The organism is Halobacillus sp. (assembly GCF_049282395.1).
Taxonomy (GTDB): domain Bacteria; phylum Bacillota; class Bacilli; order Bacillales; family Halobacillaceae; genus Halobacillus.
Map to the genome: position 1 here is coordinate 36,888 of NZ_JBAPTY010000327.1, position 14,467 is coordinate 51,354.

Sequence of the window (14,467 nt, forward strand, 5' to 3'; positions counted from 1 at the left end):
ATTTCAAAAAAAGGGAACATTTATTCGCTTTTTAGTTGGCAAACTATCAAAAACAAGTTATGATAGGGATAGAAATTTTGAAAGGCGGTATATTTATATGAGTGATCGTAAACAAGCATTAGATTCAGCTTTGCGTCAAATAGAGAAACAATTTGGTAAAGGTTCTATCATGAAAATGGGAGATGGAAGCGAACAGAAAGTAAACACAGTACCCAGCGGGTCGCTGGCACTGGATGTTGCACTGGGAGTAGGCGGCTATCCTCGAGGTAGAATTGTAGAAATATATGGACCGGAATCGTCCGGTAAAACCACAGTAGCACTTCATGCTATTGCAGAAGCACAGAGAAAAGGCGGCACTGCAGCTTTCATCGATGCAGAGCATGCGCTTGACCCGGTGTACGCCCGCCGTTTAGGTGTCGATATCGAAGAACTTCTGTTATCTCAGCCTGATACAGGAGAGCAAGCACTGGAAATAGCGGAGGCGCTTGTACGAAGCGGCGCAGTAGATATGGTCGTTATTGACTCCGTAGCTGCCCTGGTACCGAAAGCAGAAATTGAAGGGGAAATGGGAGACGCGCATGTAGGATTGCAGGCTCGTCTAATGTCTCAAGCTCTTCGTAAGCTATCAGGTGCAATCAGCAAGTCTAAAACAACTGCAATTTTCATTAATCAGATTCGTGAAAAAGTTGGGGTTATGTTTGGTAATCCTGAAACGACTCCGGGCGGCCGCGCTCTTAAGTTCTACTCATCTGTTCGTTTAGAGGTGCGCCGAGCGGAAACCTTAAAACAAGGAAATGAAATGGTCGGTAATAAAACACGTCTTAAAGTCGTAAAAAATAAAGTTGCCCCTCCTTTCAAACAAGCAGAAGTCGACATCATGTACGGGGAAGGGATCTCCAGAGAAGGAGAGTTACTTGATATTGGTACCGATCTTGATTTGATACAGAAGAGCGGTTCCTGGTACTCTTACGAAGGTGAACGATTAGGTCAGGGAAGAGAGAATGCTAAACAGTTCCTTAAGGAAAATAATCATGTATATGAAGAAGTTAAGCGCATTATTCGTGATCATTACCAAATGGAGCCTAAAGAAGAAGAAAAGGAAGATAATAAATCAGACAGTCAGGAAACTCTCGACGTATAACCTGTTTGATTATCTAATCTGAGTTGGCTTTGGGCGAACGATATCTGATTCCATAAACACTTACAAATAGAAGCAGTGGCTATCATGCACTGCTTCTGTCTTTTTATACATAAGTCTAAACTTGATAGCGGGAACGACAAACAAGAAGTATAAAGACTGACTGTTTGAAATATTTCAAATAATCTATGGGCTGGATTGGACGTTTCCTTGACATTCCCTATTGGCAGGCATAAAATGAATGTGTATCATTTTCATCTTTATAACCTTATTTAAATTTAATCACACATTGAAAATGAAACGTTTGTACTACCGACAAACGGACCAAGTTCATAGCAAGAGGAGGTGAAAATATGGATATAATATCCTCGCTCATCTTCATTTTGCTTGCCCTTATCGTCGGTTCTGTTGTTGGTTATCTTATTCGGAAATCGATTGCGGAGGCGAAAATTTCAAGTGCTGAAGAACTTGCAAAACAGATCGTAGAAGAAGGTCGACGTAATGCAGATTCAGCTAAAAAAGAGGCTCTTCTGGAAGCTAAAGAAGAGAATCAGAAACTACGCCAGGATGCGGAAAGTGAAAACCGCGAACGCCGCATGGAACTGCAGAAAACTGAAAATCGTTTAACACAGAAAGAAGAGAATCTCGATCGTAAGAGTGATATGCTTGACCAGCGTGATCTTTCACTCGAAAAGAAAGAAGGAACTCTTGCCGAGAGACAACAACAAATTGAAGAAATGGAAAGCAAAGTGAATGCTATGCTTCAAGAGCAGCAAACCGAGCTTGAACGCATATCAGGCTTGACATCAGACCAGGCGAAACAGGTTATTTTAGAACGAGTTGAGCAAGAAGTATCACACGAGTCAGCTCTTATGATTAAAGAAGCAGAAAACCGTGCTAAAGAAGAAGCTGATAAAAAAGCGAAAAGCATTCTTTCACTTGCCTTACAGCGATGTGCTGCCGATCACGTGGCAGAAACAACGGTGTCAGTAGTCAACTTGCCAAATGATGAGATGAAAGGACGTATTATCGGCCGTGAAGGTCGTAATATCCGTACTTTAGAAACGTTAACAGGTATTGACTTGATTATTGATGATACACCAGAAGCTGTCATTCTCTCAGGTTTTGACCCAATCCGCCGTGAGACTGCCCGAATGGCTCTCGAAAAACTTGTGCAGGATGGTCGAATCCACCCGGCACGTATTGAAGAAATGGTGGACAAGTCACGCCGAGAGGTAGATGACTACATTCGTGAAGTAGGGGAAGAAACTACCTTTGAAGTTGGAGTGCATGGTTTACACCCTGACCTTGTTAAAATTCTTGGTCGCTTGAAGTATCGTACAAGTTACGGGCAGAATGTCCTTAAACACTCAACAGAGGTTGCTTACTTATCAGGTTTACTTGCTGCAGAGTTAGGTGAAGATGAAATGCTTGCCCGCCGGGCAGGATTACTTCACGACATAGGTAAAGCGATTGACCATGAAGTCGAAGGAAGTCACGTAGAGATTGGAAAAGAACTGGCTACCAAGTATAAAGAAAATGAAACGGTAATCAATGCGATTGCTTCACACCACGGTGATGAAGAGCCTACCTCAATCATTTCTGTACTAGTAGCAGCTGCGGATGCTTTATCAGCGGCTCGTCCGGGTGCTAGAAGTGAGACACTTGAGAATTATATTAAGCGTCTTGAAAAACTAGAAGAAATCTCTGAGTCCTACGAAGGGGTCGAAAAATCATTTGCCATTCAAGCTGGTCGTGAAGTACGTATAATGGTTCGTCCTGATGAAATTGATGATCTTGAAGCTACTAGATTAGCCCGAGATATTCGCAACCGAATCGAGGGAGAACTCGATTATCCAGGTCATATTAAAGTAACAGTTATTCGTGAAACACGTTCGGTGGAGTATGCGAAATAAAAGATATGAAGCGGCCCGCGCGGCCGCTTCATTTATGTTTTCAATAAAATGATAATAGAAATAGAGAGGGATTAATGATGAAGATATTATTTATAGGAGACGTTGTAGGGTCACCAGGCCGAGATATGGTGGATGAGTATCTGCCAAAACTGAAACAGAAATACCAGCCGACTGTAACGGTAATTAATGGAGAAAATGCTGCCTCAGGTAAAGGAATTACAGAAAAAATCTATCGGCGTTTTCTGGAGAAAGGAGCTCAGGCTGTAACTTTAGGAAACCACGCTTGGGATAAAAAAGAGATTTTTGACTTTATAGACGATGCACAGTATCTCGTTCGTCCGGCTAATTTTCCAGAAGGAACTCCTGGAAAAGGTCTAACTTTTGTTAAAACCCCTAAAACTGAGGTAGCCGTCATTAATTTGCAAGGGCGCACTTTCCTGTCTCCAAATGATGATCCTTTTAGAAAAGTAGATGAATTAATAGAAGAGGCAAAAAAGCGTACGTCCATTATTTTTCTGGACTTTCATGCTGAAGCTACTAGTGAAAAGCAAGCGATGGGCTGGTATGTGGATGGGAGAGTAAGTGTAAATGTTGGGACCCATACTCATATTCAAACCGCAGATGAAAGAATCCTTCCTGGGGGTACGGCTTATATATCGGATGTGGGAATGACGGGTCCTTACGATGGAATTCTTGGTATGGATCGGGAGGCTGTACTTAAACGCTTTCTAACAAATTTACCTGTACGTTTCGAAGTTCCAAAAAAGGGAAGATCACAATTAAGTGGATTTTTGGTAGATGTGGACGAGCGGACAGGAAAAGCTAAAAAGGTAAATCGAATTCAGATCAATGATGATCATCCTTTCTTCGAATGATTATTTGAATTTTGTGACAAATTGATTCATAATGAAAAGGTAATATTCTACATCTCCAAGAATATAGTAGTTATGGAACAACTATAGTGATTGAAGGAGGAGCTAGTAATGGATGTATTAAAAGTATCAGCTAAATCCGTACCTAATTCAGTAGCAGGAGCTTTAGCAAACGTTGTGAGAGAACGTGGCACTGCTGAAATTCAAGCCATTGGTGCAGGTGCATTGAACCAGGCAGTTAAAGCAGTGGCAATTGCTAGAGGGTTTGTAGCCCCTAGTGGATTAGACTTGATTTGCATTCCAGCCTTTACTGACATTATGATCGACGAGGAAGAACGTACGGCGATCAAATTGATCGTCGAGCCTCGATAGTATTAATATAAAGCTTACCTTCATACAAGCCGAAGTCGTACTCTATTGGAGTACGGCTTTTTTTTGTGTGCACATGTGTTTTCAGAGTGGACAAGTGAGGTTGATAATAAAACTAATCATGTTAAAATTGTGATGTATGCAGCTTTTATAACTTGTATTAATGATTAGGGGTGTTCACTGTGAATGGAACAATGAAAGCAATTGTTAAACACCATCGCGGTAAAGGAGCAGAGCTTAAGGAAGTAGCGATTCCTTCAATTCGTGATGATGAAGTATTAATACGTGTCCAGGCAACTTCCATATGTGGAACAGATGTTCATATATATAATTGGGATGAGTGGTCAGAGAGCCGGGTACAGCCGCCTTATGTTTTCGGACATGAATTTGCAGGTGAAATTGTTGAAGTTGGAGAAAAAGTAAATAACTTCACAGCAGGTGATTATGTAAGTGCAGAGACACACTTAGTATGCGGTCACTGTCCTCAGTGCCTGACGGGTAAATCCCATATTTGTGAAAATACTAAGATTATTGGAGTAGATACGCAAGGATGCTTTGCAGAATATGTAGCACTTCCTGCTAGTAACCTATGGCGCAACCCTAGTGATCTCCCGACAGATATAGCCTCTATCCAGGAGCCGATGGGCAATGCTGTACATACTGTCCTAAACGGCGATGTGGCAGGTAAATCTGTGGCTGTTATTGGGTGCGGGCCTATTGGTTTAATGGCTGTGGGTGTAGCTAAAGCAGCGGGAGCGTCCCAGGTCCTGGCTTTTGATCTCAACAATTATCGTCTGGAATTAGCTAAAAAAATGGGAGCTACTACAACGATTAATTCAAGGGAGGAAGATCCTGTAGTTAAGGCTAAAGATTTAACCGATAGACATGGAGTGGATGTGGTTTGTGAAATGAGCGGCCATCCTGTAGCCATGGACCAGGGGTTTAAAATGATCACAAACGGAGGGCGTGTGTCTATTTTAAGCCTGCCCACCACAAGAGTGAGCCTTGATGTAACGAATGATATTGTTTTTAAAGGAATAGAAGTTCAAGGCATAACAGGCCGCAAGATGTATGAAACGTGGCAGCAAGTTTCCCGGCTGCTTCAATCAGGGCAGGTTGATGTTAAACCAATGATTACTCATCACTTAAAACTGGATGAGTTTGAAAAAGGATTTGAATTAATGAATCAAGGCGAATGCGGGAAAGTTGTACTGCATCCATAATTGTGAAGGAGGAGTTATCATGAAGGGTTTTGAATATTTACAAGAACAATTAGATGAAATGAAGGGTGAAGGAACATTCAGAAGCTTGATCCCTTTGGAATCAGCTCAAGGATCAAGAGTGAAGATTAAAGGAAAAGAAGTCATTCAGCTTTCTTCCAATAATTATTTAGGGTTAACATCTCATCCAAAGATGAAGAAAGCTGCGGAAGAAGCTAACGAAGAATTTGGTGTTGGAACAGGCTCCGTTCGTACCATTGCGGGAACATTGCAAATGCATGAAGAATTTGAAAAGAAACTTGCAAAATTCAAGCACACGGAAGCAGCTCTTGTGTTTCAATCCGGATTCACTACCAATCAGGGTGTACTTTCTTCCATTTTAGGAAAAGAAGATGTAGTTATTTCTGATGAATTGAACCACGCCTCCATTATCGATGGCATTCGCTTAACGAAGGCGGATCGAAAAATTTATAAGCATGTGGACATGAAGTCTTTAGAAGAAGCACTGCAGGCAAGTTCTGAGTACCGTACACGCTTAGTCGTAACGGACGGGGTGTTTTCCATGGATGGTAATATTGCACCGCTCCCGGAGATTGTCGAACTTGCAGAAAAGTATAACGCCCTCATTATGGTTGATGATGCCCATGCCAGCGGTGTCCTGGGAGATAACGGACGCGGAACGGTAAATCATTTTAATCTTGATGGTCGTGTGCATATTCAAGTGGGTACCTTAAGTAAAGCAATCGGTGTACTGGGGGGGTATGTGGCCAGTACGCAAACACTCAGGGAATACTTAATTCATAAAGGGCGTCCATTTTTGTTCAGCACCTCTCATCCGCCTGCAGTTACAGCGGCTAACGACGCAGCTATCGATGTACTTCTGGATGAGCCGGAGTTAATTGAAAAGCTATGGGATAATACGAAATATTTTAAAGACGGACTCTCTTCTCTCGGGTTTGATACAGGCATCAGCGAGACCCCAGTCACACCTGTTATGATTGGAGACGATGCTCTAACCCATAAGTTCTCCGATGAGTTATTTGAGCACGGGGTATTCGCTCAAGGAATTGTCTTCCCGACTGTACAGCGCGGAAAGGGAAGAGTTCGTACCATCGTAACAGCTGAACATTCAAAGGAAGAGCTTAAAGAGGCCTTGAATGCATTTGAAGCCGTTGGTAAAAAATTAGGGATTATATAATTTTGTGTTAAGCCGCTATGACCATCAGTCATGGTGGCTTTTTTTCGTAAAAACTGATACTATTTTGGAGAATGAAGAGAAATTCTCTATTCTACTTAAAATTCAGAGAAAAACTTGATATAATAAGACAGTTAGAAGGCTCGGCTTGAAAGGAGATCGCAATGAACGAACAACAGCGTAAAAACATGTCGCAAATTCGTCAGGTTAATCCCGAAGAAGCGACATCAGATAAAAATAATTTGAATCGTCTGAAAGAGAAATCTAGTGAAGATTTCATGAAATATTTTGAAACTACTTACCAGCCTCCGAATATGAGGGATGCGCAGCGCAGGAAGAAGAAAGAAACAGATGTGCATTATGATTTTACAATACCTGAAGATATGGATCAGTCTGGTAAAGGGAAAAAATATATGATCCGTACATACGGGTGTCAAATGAATGAACATGACACAGAGGTTATGGCCGGAATATTTGAAGAAATGGGATATGAGTCCACTTCGGATACGAAAGAGGCGGATATCATCCTTCTTAATACTTGTGCGATAAGAGAGAATGCCGAGAACAAGGTATTTGGTGAAATTGGTCACTTAAAACCATTAAAAATGGAAAACCCGAATTTAATCATCGGTGTTTGTGGATGCATGTCTCAGGAGGAATCCGTTGTGAATCGCATCCTGAAGAAGCATCCATTTATCGATTTGATTTTTGGGACACATAACATTCACAGGCTGCCCCAGCTTGTAAAAGAAGCTATGTTTGGAAAAGAAATGGTTATTGATGTATGGTCCAAAGAAGGGGACATTATCGAAAACCTCCCACGTTCCCGTAAAGGCAAGATCAAAGCATGGGTTAATATCATGTACGGTTGCGATAAATTCTGCACGTACTGCATTGTTCCATATACACGAGGTAAAGAACGCAGCCGATTGCCAGCCGATATTATTCAGGAAGTAAGGCACCTTGCTGCTCAGGGATATAAAGAAGTCACTTTGCTTGGTCAAAACGTGAACGCTTACGGTAAAGACCTTGACTTAGAATATGGCCTTGGTGACTTGATGGATGAGCTTCGCAGCATCGATATCCCGCGCGTCAGGTTTACGACCTCCCATCCACGTGACTTTGATGACCGGCTTATTGAGGTGCTTGCTAAGGGAGGTAATATGCTCGATCATATACACCTGCCTGTCCAATCAGGTAATACAGATGTTCTTAAAATCATGGGGCGTAAATATTCAAGAGAAGAATATCTGGAGCTTGTTAAGAAGATCCGGAAAGCTATGCCGGGCGCTACTCTTACTACAGATATTATCGTTGGTTTCCCAAATGAAACAGAAGAACAGTTCCAGGATACCCTGTCACTTGTAGAAGAAGTTGGATTTGAAGCGGCTTACACATTTATTTATTCTCCGAGGGAAAACACACCGGCCGCTAAAATGAAGGATAACGTTTCTATGGAAGAGAAAAAAGATCGTCTGCAACGTTTGAATAAGCTGGTTAATGAACAGTCAGCACAAGCGATGAAGCATTATGAAGGCGAGATTGTCCACGTGCTTGTAGAAGGTGAAAGTAAGAATAATGAGGAAGTACTGGCTGGATACACGAAGCGGAACAAACTAGTCAATTTCCGTGCTCCTAGATCATCCATCGGGCAGATTGTACCGGTGAAAATAACTAAAGCGAAAACCTGGTCTCTAGATGGATAAATGGTGGAAGCAAGCGTAGAGGTGAAGTAAATGGCAGAGTACACTAGAAAGCAAGTAGTAGATGAAGCTCACAAACTAGCCAATATGATGGCGAATATAGAAGAAATCGACCGCTTTAAGCAGTTGGAAGCGAAGTTGAATGAGAACCAGAAAGTTCAATCTCATATAAAAAAGATTAAAGCGCTACAAAAACAAGCTGTAAACTTTCAAGCTTATGGAAAGTCAGAAGCATTAGAGCGTGTAGAAAAAGAAATTGATCGTCTGCAGAATGAGCTGGATGAAATTCCTGTAGTAGCAGAATTTAAAGAAAGTCAAACCGTCATTAATGATATCCTGCAAATGGTTTCAAGTACCATTTCTCGTGAAGTGACAAACGAAGTTATTCGCTCCACAGGTGGAGACCTGCTTAAAGGTGAAACGGGATCAAAAACAAAAGGAAGCAGCTGCGGCTAATTCCCTGATTTGATATCACAAAAAAATATTTTTTACGCTCAAATACATGTCCGCCATAGGGTTTATCCCTTTGGCGGATTTTTTTTCGTACAGTTTTTTGGGCTCTTGCATAGAATAAATTAAACACGTCCTTAGGTCTTTATCATGTTAGTAACCATTCGCCCAACCCCTGCATAGGATGGGTGGTAGAATAAGGAGGAGTGAAACCCTATGTCTTTTTTTGAGCGTGATTACAGGGAGATCATTACTAAAGCTGTAATTGGGAAAGGTAAAAAGTTTACAGAATCCACGCACACGATCAGCCCCTCGCACCGCCCGACAAGTATCCTGGGTTGTTGGGTCATCAATCACATTTACAATGCAAAGAAAAAAGGGGAGCATGTGGAGGTCTCGGGAAGCTACGATGTGAATGTCTGGTATTCGTATAATGATAATACGAAAACCGAAGTAGTCACAGAACGAGTGAACTATTGTGATCTTGTTAAACTCTCTATCAAAGATGACAACTGTATTCATGACGACGTGGAAGTAATTGCAAAAGTTGTTCAACAGCCGAATTGTTTAGAGGCAAATATAACGGCCAATGGTCAAAAAATCGTTGTAGAAGTGGAAAGGGAATTTATAGTCGATGTTATTGGAGAAACTAAACTTTGCGTAAAAGTCGACCCGCATGGCTGTGATAAGGACGAAGATTATGAATATGAGCTATCATCTGATGATTTTTCAACTATTGAAACTGATTTTCTTCCTTCTTCCAGCAGTGACGACGATAAGCATGATTAAATACAGATTCCTTGCTGACTTCAGCGAGGATTTTCTTTTTTTTTAATACAGTTAAAGCATTGGATAGATGTATATATGCTTTTCTAGGAATTTTCTAAAAGTCGGCGGTAGGATTTTTTTAAATGGTGAGGGTAACTTTTTCCTTCTTTCAGTTGAGTATGCTTTCGTTCAAGAGAGTTAAGGTTGTGTGCTATAATTGGAACAGTATGAACACAGAACGTTTTGGAGGATTGACTTTATGGCACAATATACACCTATGATGCAGCAATATTTAAAGATTAAAGCAGAAAATAAAGATGCTTTTCTTTTCTTTCGTCTTGGAGATTTTTATGAAATGTTTTTCAACGATGCGCTCCGTGCTTCCAAAGAGCTCGAAATTACATTAACAAGCCGTGACGGTGGAGCTGAAGATCGGATACCCATGTGTGGAGTGCCTTATCATTCAGCTGAAAATTACATAAAGCAACTAGTTGAAAAAGGATTTAAAGTAGCGATCTGCGAACAAGTTGAAGATCCAAAAGTGGCCAAAGGAGTGGTGAGGCGTGAAGTAGTTCAGCTCATTACTCCCGGGACAGTCATGGAAGGCAGTATGCTTGAGGAAAAGGAAAATAACTATCTTGCTTCCCTCAGTGAGTTTAATGATGGTACGTACACGGTTAGCTACAACGACCTGACCACAGGAGAAAACAATGTGGCATTAATCACTGGAGGGTTTGATGCAGCAATCAGTGAATTGTACAGCCGTCCTGTTAAAGAAATTGTTGTAGCAAGTGACTTTAATCACGAACAGCAGGAAATCCTTGAAGATCGACTCGGCTACACCATTTCTCATCAGGATGAGACATCCATACAAGAAGAATTTCAAGAGTTAGTAAAAGAGGTACGACAGGAGAAGCTTCTTATCGGCTTTGGTCGTCTGCTACAATATATTCAATTGACGCAAAAACGCTCCCTTGATCACTTGCAGCCTGTTCGAGTGGTTGAATTAAACCAGTATATGACCCTTGATATGTATTCAAAAAGAAATTTGGAGTTAGTCGAAACTCTCAGGAAGCAAGGAAAGTCTGGCAGCTTATTGTCGGTTGTAGATAAGACAATTACGGCTATGGGAGCAAGGATGTTAAAGAAATGGATGGAACGTCCTCTTCTTACAAAGCAAGCGATAGAAGCTCGGCATGATCAGGTAGAAGGCTTATTGGATCAGTTTTTCGAGAGGGAAACACTTCGAGAGCAATTAACTTCTGTATATGACCTCGAACGGCTCGCCGGTCGTGTAGCCTACGGCAATGTGAATGCCAGAGATCTAATTCAAGTGCGAAATTCGTTAAGAAAAATACCTGAAATTCTGGAAACGCTGGGGTCTTTCAATCATCCTTCAATGAAGCGCCTCTACGAAAAAATAGATCCGCTAAATGAACTCAAAGAATTATTAGAAGGAAGTATAGCAGAAGATCCGCCAATTACGATTAAAGAAGGTGGATTGATTCAAGACGGTTTCAACCAGCAGCTGGATGAATACCGTGATGCTTCTAGAAATGGAAAGCAATGGATCGCTCAACTGGAGAAGAAAGAAAGAGAAGCCACGGGAATCCGGTCTCTTAAAATCGGTTACAATCGTGTGTTCGGATATTATATTGAAGTAACGAAGGCGAATTTGCGTCACCTGCCTGAAGGAATGTACGAACGGAAGCAGACATTGACGAATGCCGAACGATTTATTACACCTGAGTTAAAAGAAAAAGAAACCATGATTCTTGAAGCCCAGGAGAAAAGTGTAGATTTAGAATATGAACTTTTTCTTGAAGTAAGGGAAAAAGTAAAAACGTATGTTCAGGAACTTCAGCGATTAGCTGAACAAATCAGTCGTATTGATGTACTTCAGGGGTTTGCTCAAATTGCTGAGACAAATGGATACGTGCGACCTGTATATGGAGAAGCCAGATTAGTGGACATCAAGCAGGGGCGTCACCCTGTGGTAGAGAACGTACTTAAAGATGAAACCTTCGTTCCGAATGATATTTATATGAATGAAGAAACCGATGTGCTTCTTATTACGGGGCCGAATATGTCTGGTAAAAGTACGTACATGAGACAGCTTGCATTGATCGCAATTCTTGGCCAAATGGGTAGTTTTATACCATGTGAATCTGCTACTCTTCCAATATTTGATCAAATATTTACAAGAATAGGAGCGGCTGATGATCTTGTTTCCGGTCAAAGTACCTTTATGGTTGAAATGCTTGAAGCGAACCATGCTCTTAGTAATGCGACAGAACACAGTATGATTCTGCTTGATGAAATAGGACGTGGTACAAGCACCTACGACGGTATGGCACTTGCTCAATCGATCGTGGAGCATATCCACGAGCATATCCGTGCAAAAACATTGTTTTCCACTCATTATCATGAGTTAACTTCATTGGAAAACCAGCTTGAGCGATTGAAAAATGTCCACGTTCGTGCAGAAGAATACGAGGGAAATGTGGTGTTTCTTCATCAGATTAAAGATGGACCGGCAGATGAAAGTTACGGTATTCATGTAGCAAAACTTGCTGATCTCCCCTCCTCTTTAATAAATCGCGCCACCGCTCTTCTTACCCAATTTGAAAGTTCCAATTCGTCTGCTGAAGAGACGAGCGCTTCATTAGAAGAAGAGCAGCTTACCATGTTTGTAGAAGAGCAGAAACCCAATGCGAAAAAAGGAACGAAATCAAAGTCAAATGTAGAATCCTATCTTAAAGGACTGGATTTAATGGAAATGACTCCAATGGATGCTATGAATGAACTATATCAATTACAAAAACGGATCAAATCATAAAGGAGGAACAGAGATGGCGCATGTTCAACTTATGCCGGACCATTTATCTAATAAAATAGCTGCTGGAGAAGTTGTGGAGAGGCCAGCCTCTGTTGTCAAAGAACTCGCTGAGAACAGTATAGATGCAGGAGCTTCTTGGATTACGATTGAACTAATGGAAGCTGGTTTACAAAAGATACGCATTACAGACAATGGGGCAGGGATGGAAGAGGGAGACTGTGAAAGAGCTTTTTACCGTCATGCCACGAGTAAAATCAGTAGTGAGAATGATCTATTCCACGTACGGACATTGGGCTTCCGTGGGGAAGCCTTGGCCAGTATTGCAGCTGTAAGCCGCCTGAGGGTTCAAACATCTACAGGAGACCAAGCAGGAACGAAACTCGACTTGGAAGGCGGGAAATTAATGAACAAAAGCAAAAGTGATGCCAGACAGGGAACGGACATCACCGTCGAAGAACTGTTCTTTAATACTCCTGCCCGTTTAAAATATATGAAGACGATCCACACAGAGCTTGGCCATATTACGGATGTGCTAAACCGTATGGCACTCGCTCATCCAGAAATTAAATTTAAATGCACTCATAATGATAAAGAAATATTTCAGACCAACGGCAGGGGAGACCTGCTACAGGTAATTGCAAAAATCTATGGTGTGAATGTAGCAAGGAAAATGGTCCCTATACAAGCAGAGACTCTGGACTTTAAAGTAACGGGATATATTGCAAAACCTGAAGTGTACCGTGCTTCCCGTAGTTATATGTCGACTATTATTAATGGACGTTTTATTCGCAGCGTTCCCTTGAACAAAGCAGTATTACAGGGTTACCACACATTACTCCCGATTGGGAAAAGTCCAATCGTGGTGCTTAATATTGAAATGGACCCAATACTTGTAGATGTGAACGTGCATCCAGCTAAATTGGAAGTCCGATTCAGTAAGGAAAAGGAATTGTTTGAAGCCCTGCAGGAATCCATTACGAAAGCTTTCCGAGAGCAAAGACTCATACCTGAGGTTCAGCATGCCAACCCTAAACCGGAAAAGAAAGAAAAATCCACACAGGGTTCTTTTGATTTTTATACGGGACAGAAAAGGACAGCTCAAGATGCTGGAAGACATTCAATGGATTCTATTACAGATGAGGGCTCAAACCTTAACAATGCCGAGGAGGAAGTTTCCCTTTACAGACGACAGGATACTCTAGTGAAAGAAGAGGTGCCTGTTTTTGAAGCAGAGGAAAGTCCTGTCAATGAAGAACAGGATCGCGAGGACATTCCATTAAAAGAAGAGAAGGAACCGAGCCGTGTACCGGCAATGCATCCTGTTGGCCAGGTGCACGGAACATATATCATTGCTCAAAATGAAGATGGGATGTACATCGTGGATCAGCACGCCGCACAAGAGAGAATTAAATATGAATTTTTCAGAGATAAATTAGCAGAAGTAGATCATGAGGTTCAAGAATTACTAGTGCCGCTCACTTTTGATTTTAGTAAACAGGAATCATTAAAAATTGAGGAATATAAAGAAGAGCTTGAAAAAGTTGGTCTATTCTTTGAGACATTCGGAGAGCAGAGTTATATTATCCGGAGTCATCCTCAGTGGTTTCCGAAAGGATTCGAAGAAGAAGTTATTCATGAAATAATTGATCAGTTAATGAATGAAGATCGCATTAATGTTCTTAAATTAAGGGAAGAAGCAGCTATTCTAATGTCCTGCAAACGATCCATTAAAGCGAATCATTATTTAGATAACGCAGGAATGGCGCGCCTATTAGAAGATTTAAGAACGTCGACTGATCCATTTACATGTCCGCACGGACGACCGATTATTGTTCACTTTTCAGAGTATGAAATGGAGAAAATGTTTAAAAGGGTTATGTGAGGTACTTTTAAAAGGCCAACACCTATACAAAGGTGTTGGCCTTTTCAGGCTGTTGAGAATCTTTCCTCAATAGCCTTATTTTTCTATTTATTTCGACAAATTCGTTATATAATAT

11 protein-coding genes are annotated in these 14,467 nt (G+C 41.3%); all 11 read left to right on the forward strand.

Annotated features, from left to right (window positions below; translation table 11 throughout):
* Nucleotides 1–97: 97 nt before the first annotated feature.
* The 11 genes from recA (at nt 98) to mutL (ending at nt 14,352) form a co-directional block, all read left to right on the forward strand.
* Nucleotides 98–1,141 (forward strand): recombinase RecA, encoded by a 1,044-nt coding sequence (gene recA, locus WAM07_RS13880; protein ID WP_422167767.1) that lies wholly within the window; start codon nt 98–100, stop codon nt 1,139–1,141.
* 350 nt (nt 1,142–1,491) lie between these two features.
* Nucleotides 1,492–3,054 (forward strand): ribonuclease Y, encoded by a 1,563-nt coding sequence (gene rny, locus WAM07_RS13885; RefSeq protein WP_224892456.1) that lies wholly within the window; start codon nt 1,492–1,494, stop codon nt 3,052–3,054.
* Between the two features lie 77 nt (nt 3,055–3,131).
* Nucleotides 3,132–3,929 carry a TIGR00282 family metallophosphoesterase gene (locus WAM07_RS13890; protein WP_014643351.1) on the forward strand — a complete coding sequence of 266 codons (798 nt, stop codon included), beginning with the start codon at nt 3,132–3,134 and terminating at the stop codon, nt 3,927–3,929.
* A 108-nt stretch (nt 3,930–4,037) separates the two neighbouring features.
* The gene (locus tag WAM07_RS13895; protein ID WP_014643352.1) at nt 4,038–4,298 is read left to right on the forward strand and encodes a stage V sporulation protein S; all 261 of its coding nucleotides are present in this window, start codon (nt 4,038–4,040) and stop codon (nt 4,296–4,298) included.
* Between the two features lie 179 nt (nt 4,299–4,477).
* Nucleotides 4,478–5,518, forward strand: coding sequence for an L-threonine 3-dehydrogenase (tdh, locus tag WAM07_RS13900; RefSeq protein WP_422167769.1), 1,041 nt, complete (start codon nt 4,478–4,480; stop codon nt 5,516–5,518).
* Nucleotides 5,519–5,537: 19 nt separating this feature from the next.
* Nucleotides 5,538–6,713, forward strand: a complete 1,176-nt coding sequence (locus WAM07_RS13905) for a glycine C-acetyltransferase (RefSeq protein WP_422167771.1) — start codon at nt 5,538–5,540, stop codon at nt 6,711–6,713.
* Between the two features lie 161 nt (nt 6,714–6,874).
* Entirely contained in the window at nt 6,875–8,416 is a 1,542-nt protein-coding gene (gene miaB / locus WAM07_RS13910; protein ID WP_422167772.1) for a tRNA (N6-isopentenyl adenosine(37)-C2)-methylthiotransferase MiaB, read from the forward strand.
* A 30-nt stretch (nt 8,417–8,446) separates the two neighbouring features.
* Nucleotides 8,447–8,869, forward strand: coding sequence for a RicAFT regulatory complex protein RicA family protein (locus WAM07_RS13915; RefSeq protein ID WP_422167774.1), 423 nt, complete (start codon nt 8,447–8,449; stop codon nt 8,867–8,869).
* Nucleotides 8,870–9,079: 210 nt separating this feature from the next.
* Entirely contained in the window at nt 9,080–9,652 is a 573-nt protein-coding gene (locus tag WAM07_RS13920) for an outer spore coat protein CotE (RefSeq protein ID WP_422167776.1), read from the forward strand.
* 238 nt (nt 9,653–9,890) lie between these two features.
* Nucleotides 9,891–12,470, forward strand: coding sequence for a DNA mismatch repair protein MutS (mutS, locus tag WAM07_RS13925; RefSeq protein ID WP_422167778.1), 2,580 nt, complete (start codon nt 9,891–9,893; stop codon nt 12,468–12,470).
* Between the two features lie 13 nt (nt 12,471–12,483).
* Nucleotides 12,484–14,352 (forward strand): DNA mismatch repair endonuclease MutL, encoded by a 1,869-nt coding sequence (gene mutL / locus WAM07_RS13930; protein WP_422167780.1) that lies wholly within the window; start codon nt 12,484–12,486, stop codon nt 14,350–14,352.
* The last annotated feature ends 115 nt before the right edge of the window (nt 14,353–14,467 follow it).

What these genes read in the sequence shown, in the direction of transcription:
- recA (WP_422167767.1), top strand. Translation starts at nt 98, where the DNA reads ATGAGTGATCGTAAACAAGCATTAGATTCAGCTTTGCGTCAAATAGAG.
- rny (WP_224892456.1), top strand. Translation starts at nt 1,492, where the DNA reads ATGGATATAATATCCTCGCTCATCTTCATTTTGCTTGCCCTTATCGTC.
- WAM07_RS13890 (WP_014643351.1), top strand. Translation starts at nt 3,132, where the DNA reads ATGAAGATATTATTTATAGGAGACGTTGTAGGGTCACCAGGCCGAGAT.
- WAM07_RS13895 (WP_014643352.1), top strand. Translation starts at nt 4,038, where the DNA reads ATGGATGTATTAAAAGTATCAGCTAAATCCGTACCTAATTCAGTAGCA.
- WAM07_RS13905 (WP_422167771.1), top strand. Translation starts at nt 5,538, where the DNA reads ATGAAGGGTTTTGAATATTTACAAGAACAATTAGATGAAATGAAGGGT.
- miaB (WP_422167772.1), top strand. Translation starts at nt 6,875, where the DNA reads ATGAACGAACAACAGCGTAAAAACATGTCGCAAATTCGTCAGGTTAAT.
- WAM07_RS13915 (WP_422167774.1), top strand. Translation starts at nt 8,447, where the DNA reads ATGGCAGAGTACACTAGAAAGCAAGTAGTAGATGAAGCTCACAAACTA.
- WAM07_RS13920 (WP_422167776.1), top strand. Translation starts at nt 9,080, where the DNA reads ATGTCTTTTTTTGAGCGTGATTACAGGGAGATCATTACTAAAGCTGTA.
- mutS (WP_422167778.1), top strand. Translation starts at nt 9,891, where the DNA reads ATGGCACAATATACACCTATGATGCAGCAATATTTAAAGATTAAAGCA.
- mutL (WP_422167780.1), top strand. Translation starts at nt 12,484, where the DNA reads ATGGCGCATGTTCAACTTATGCCGGACCATTTATCTAATAAAATAGCT.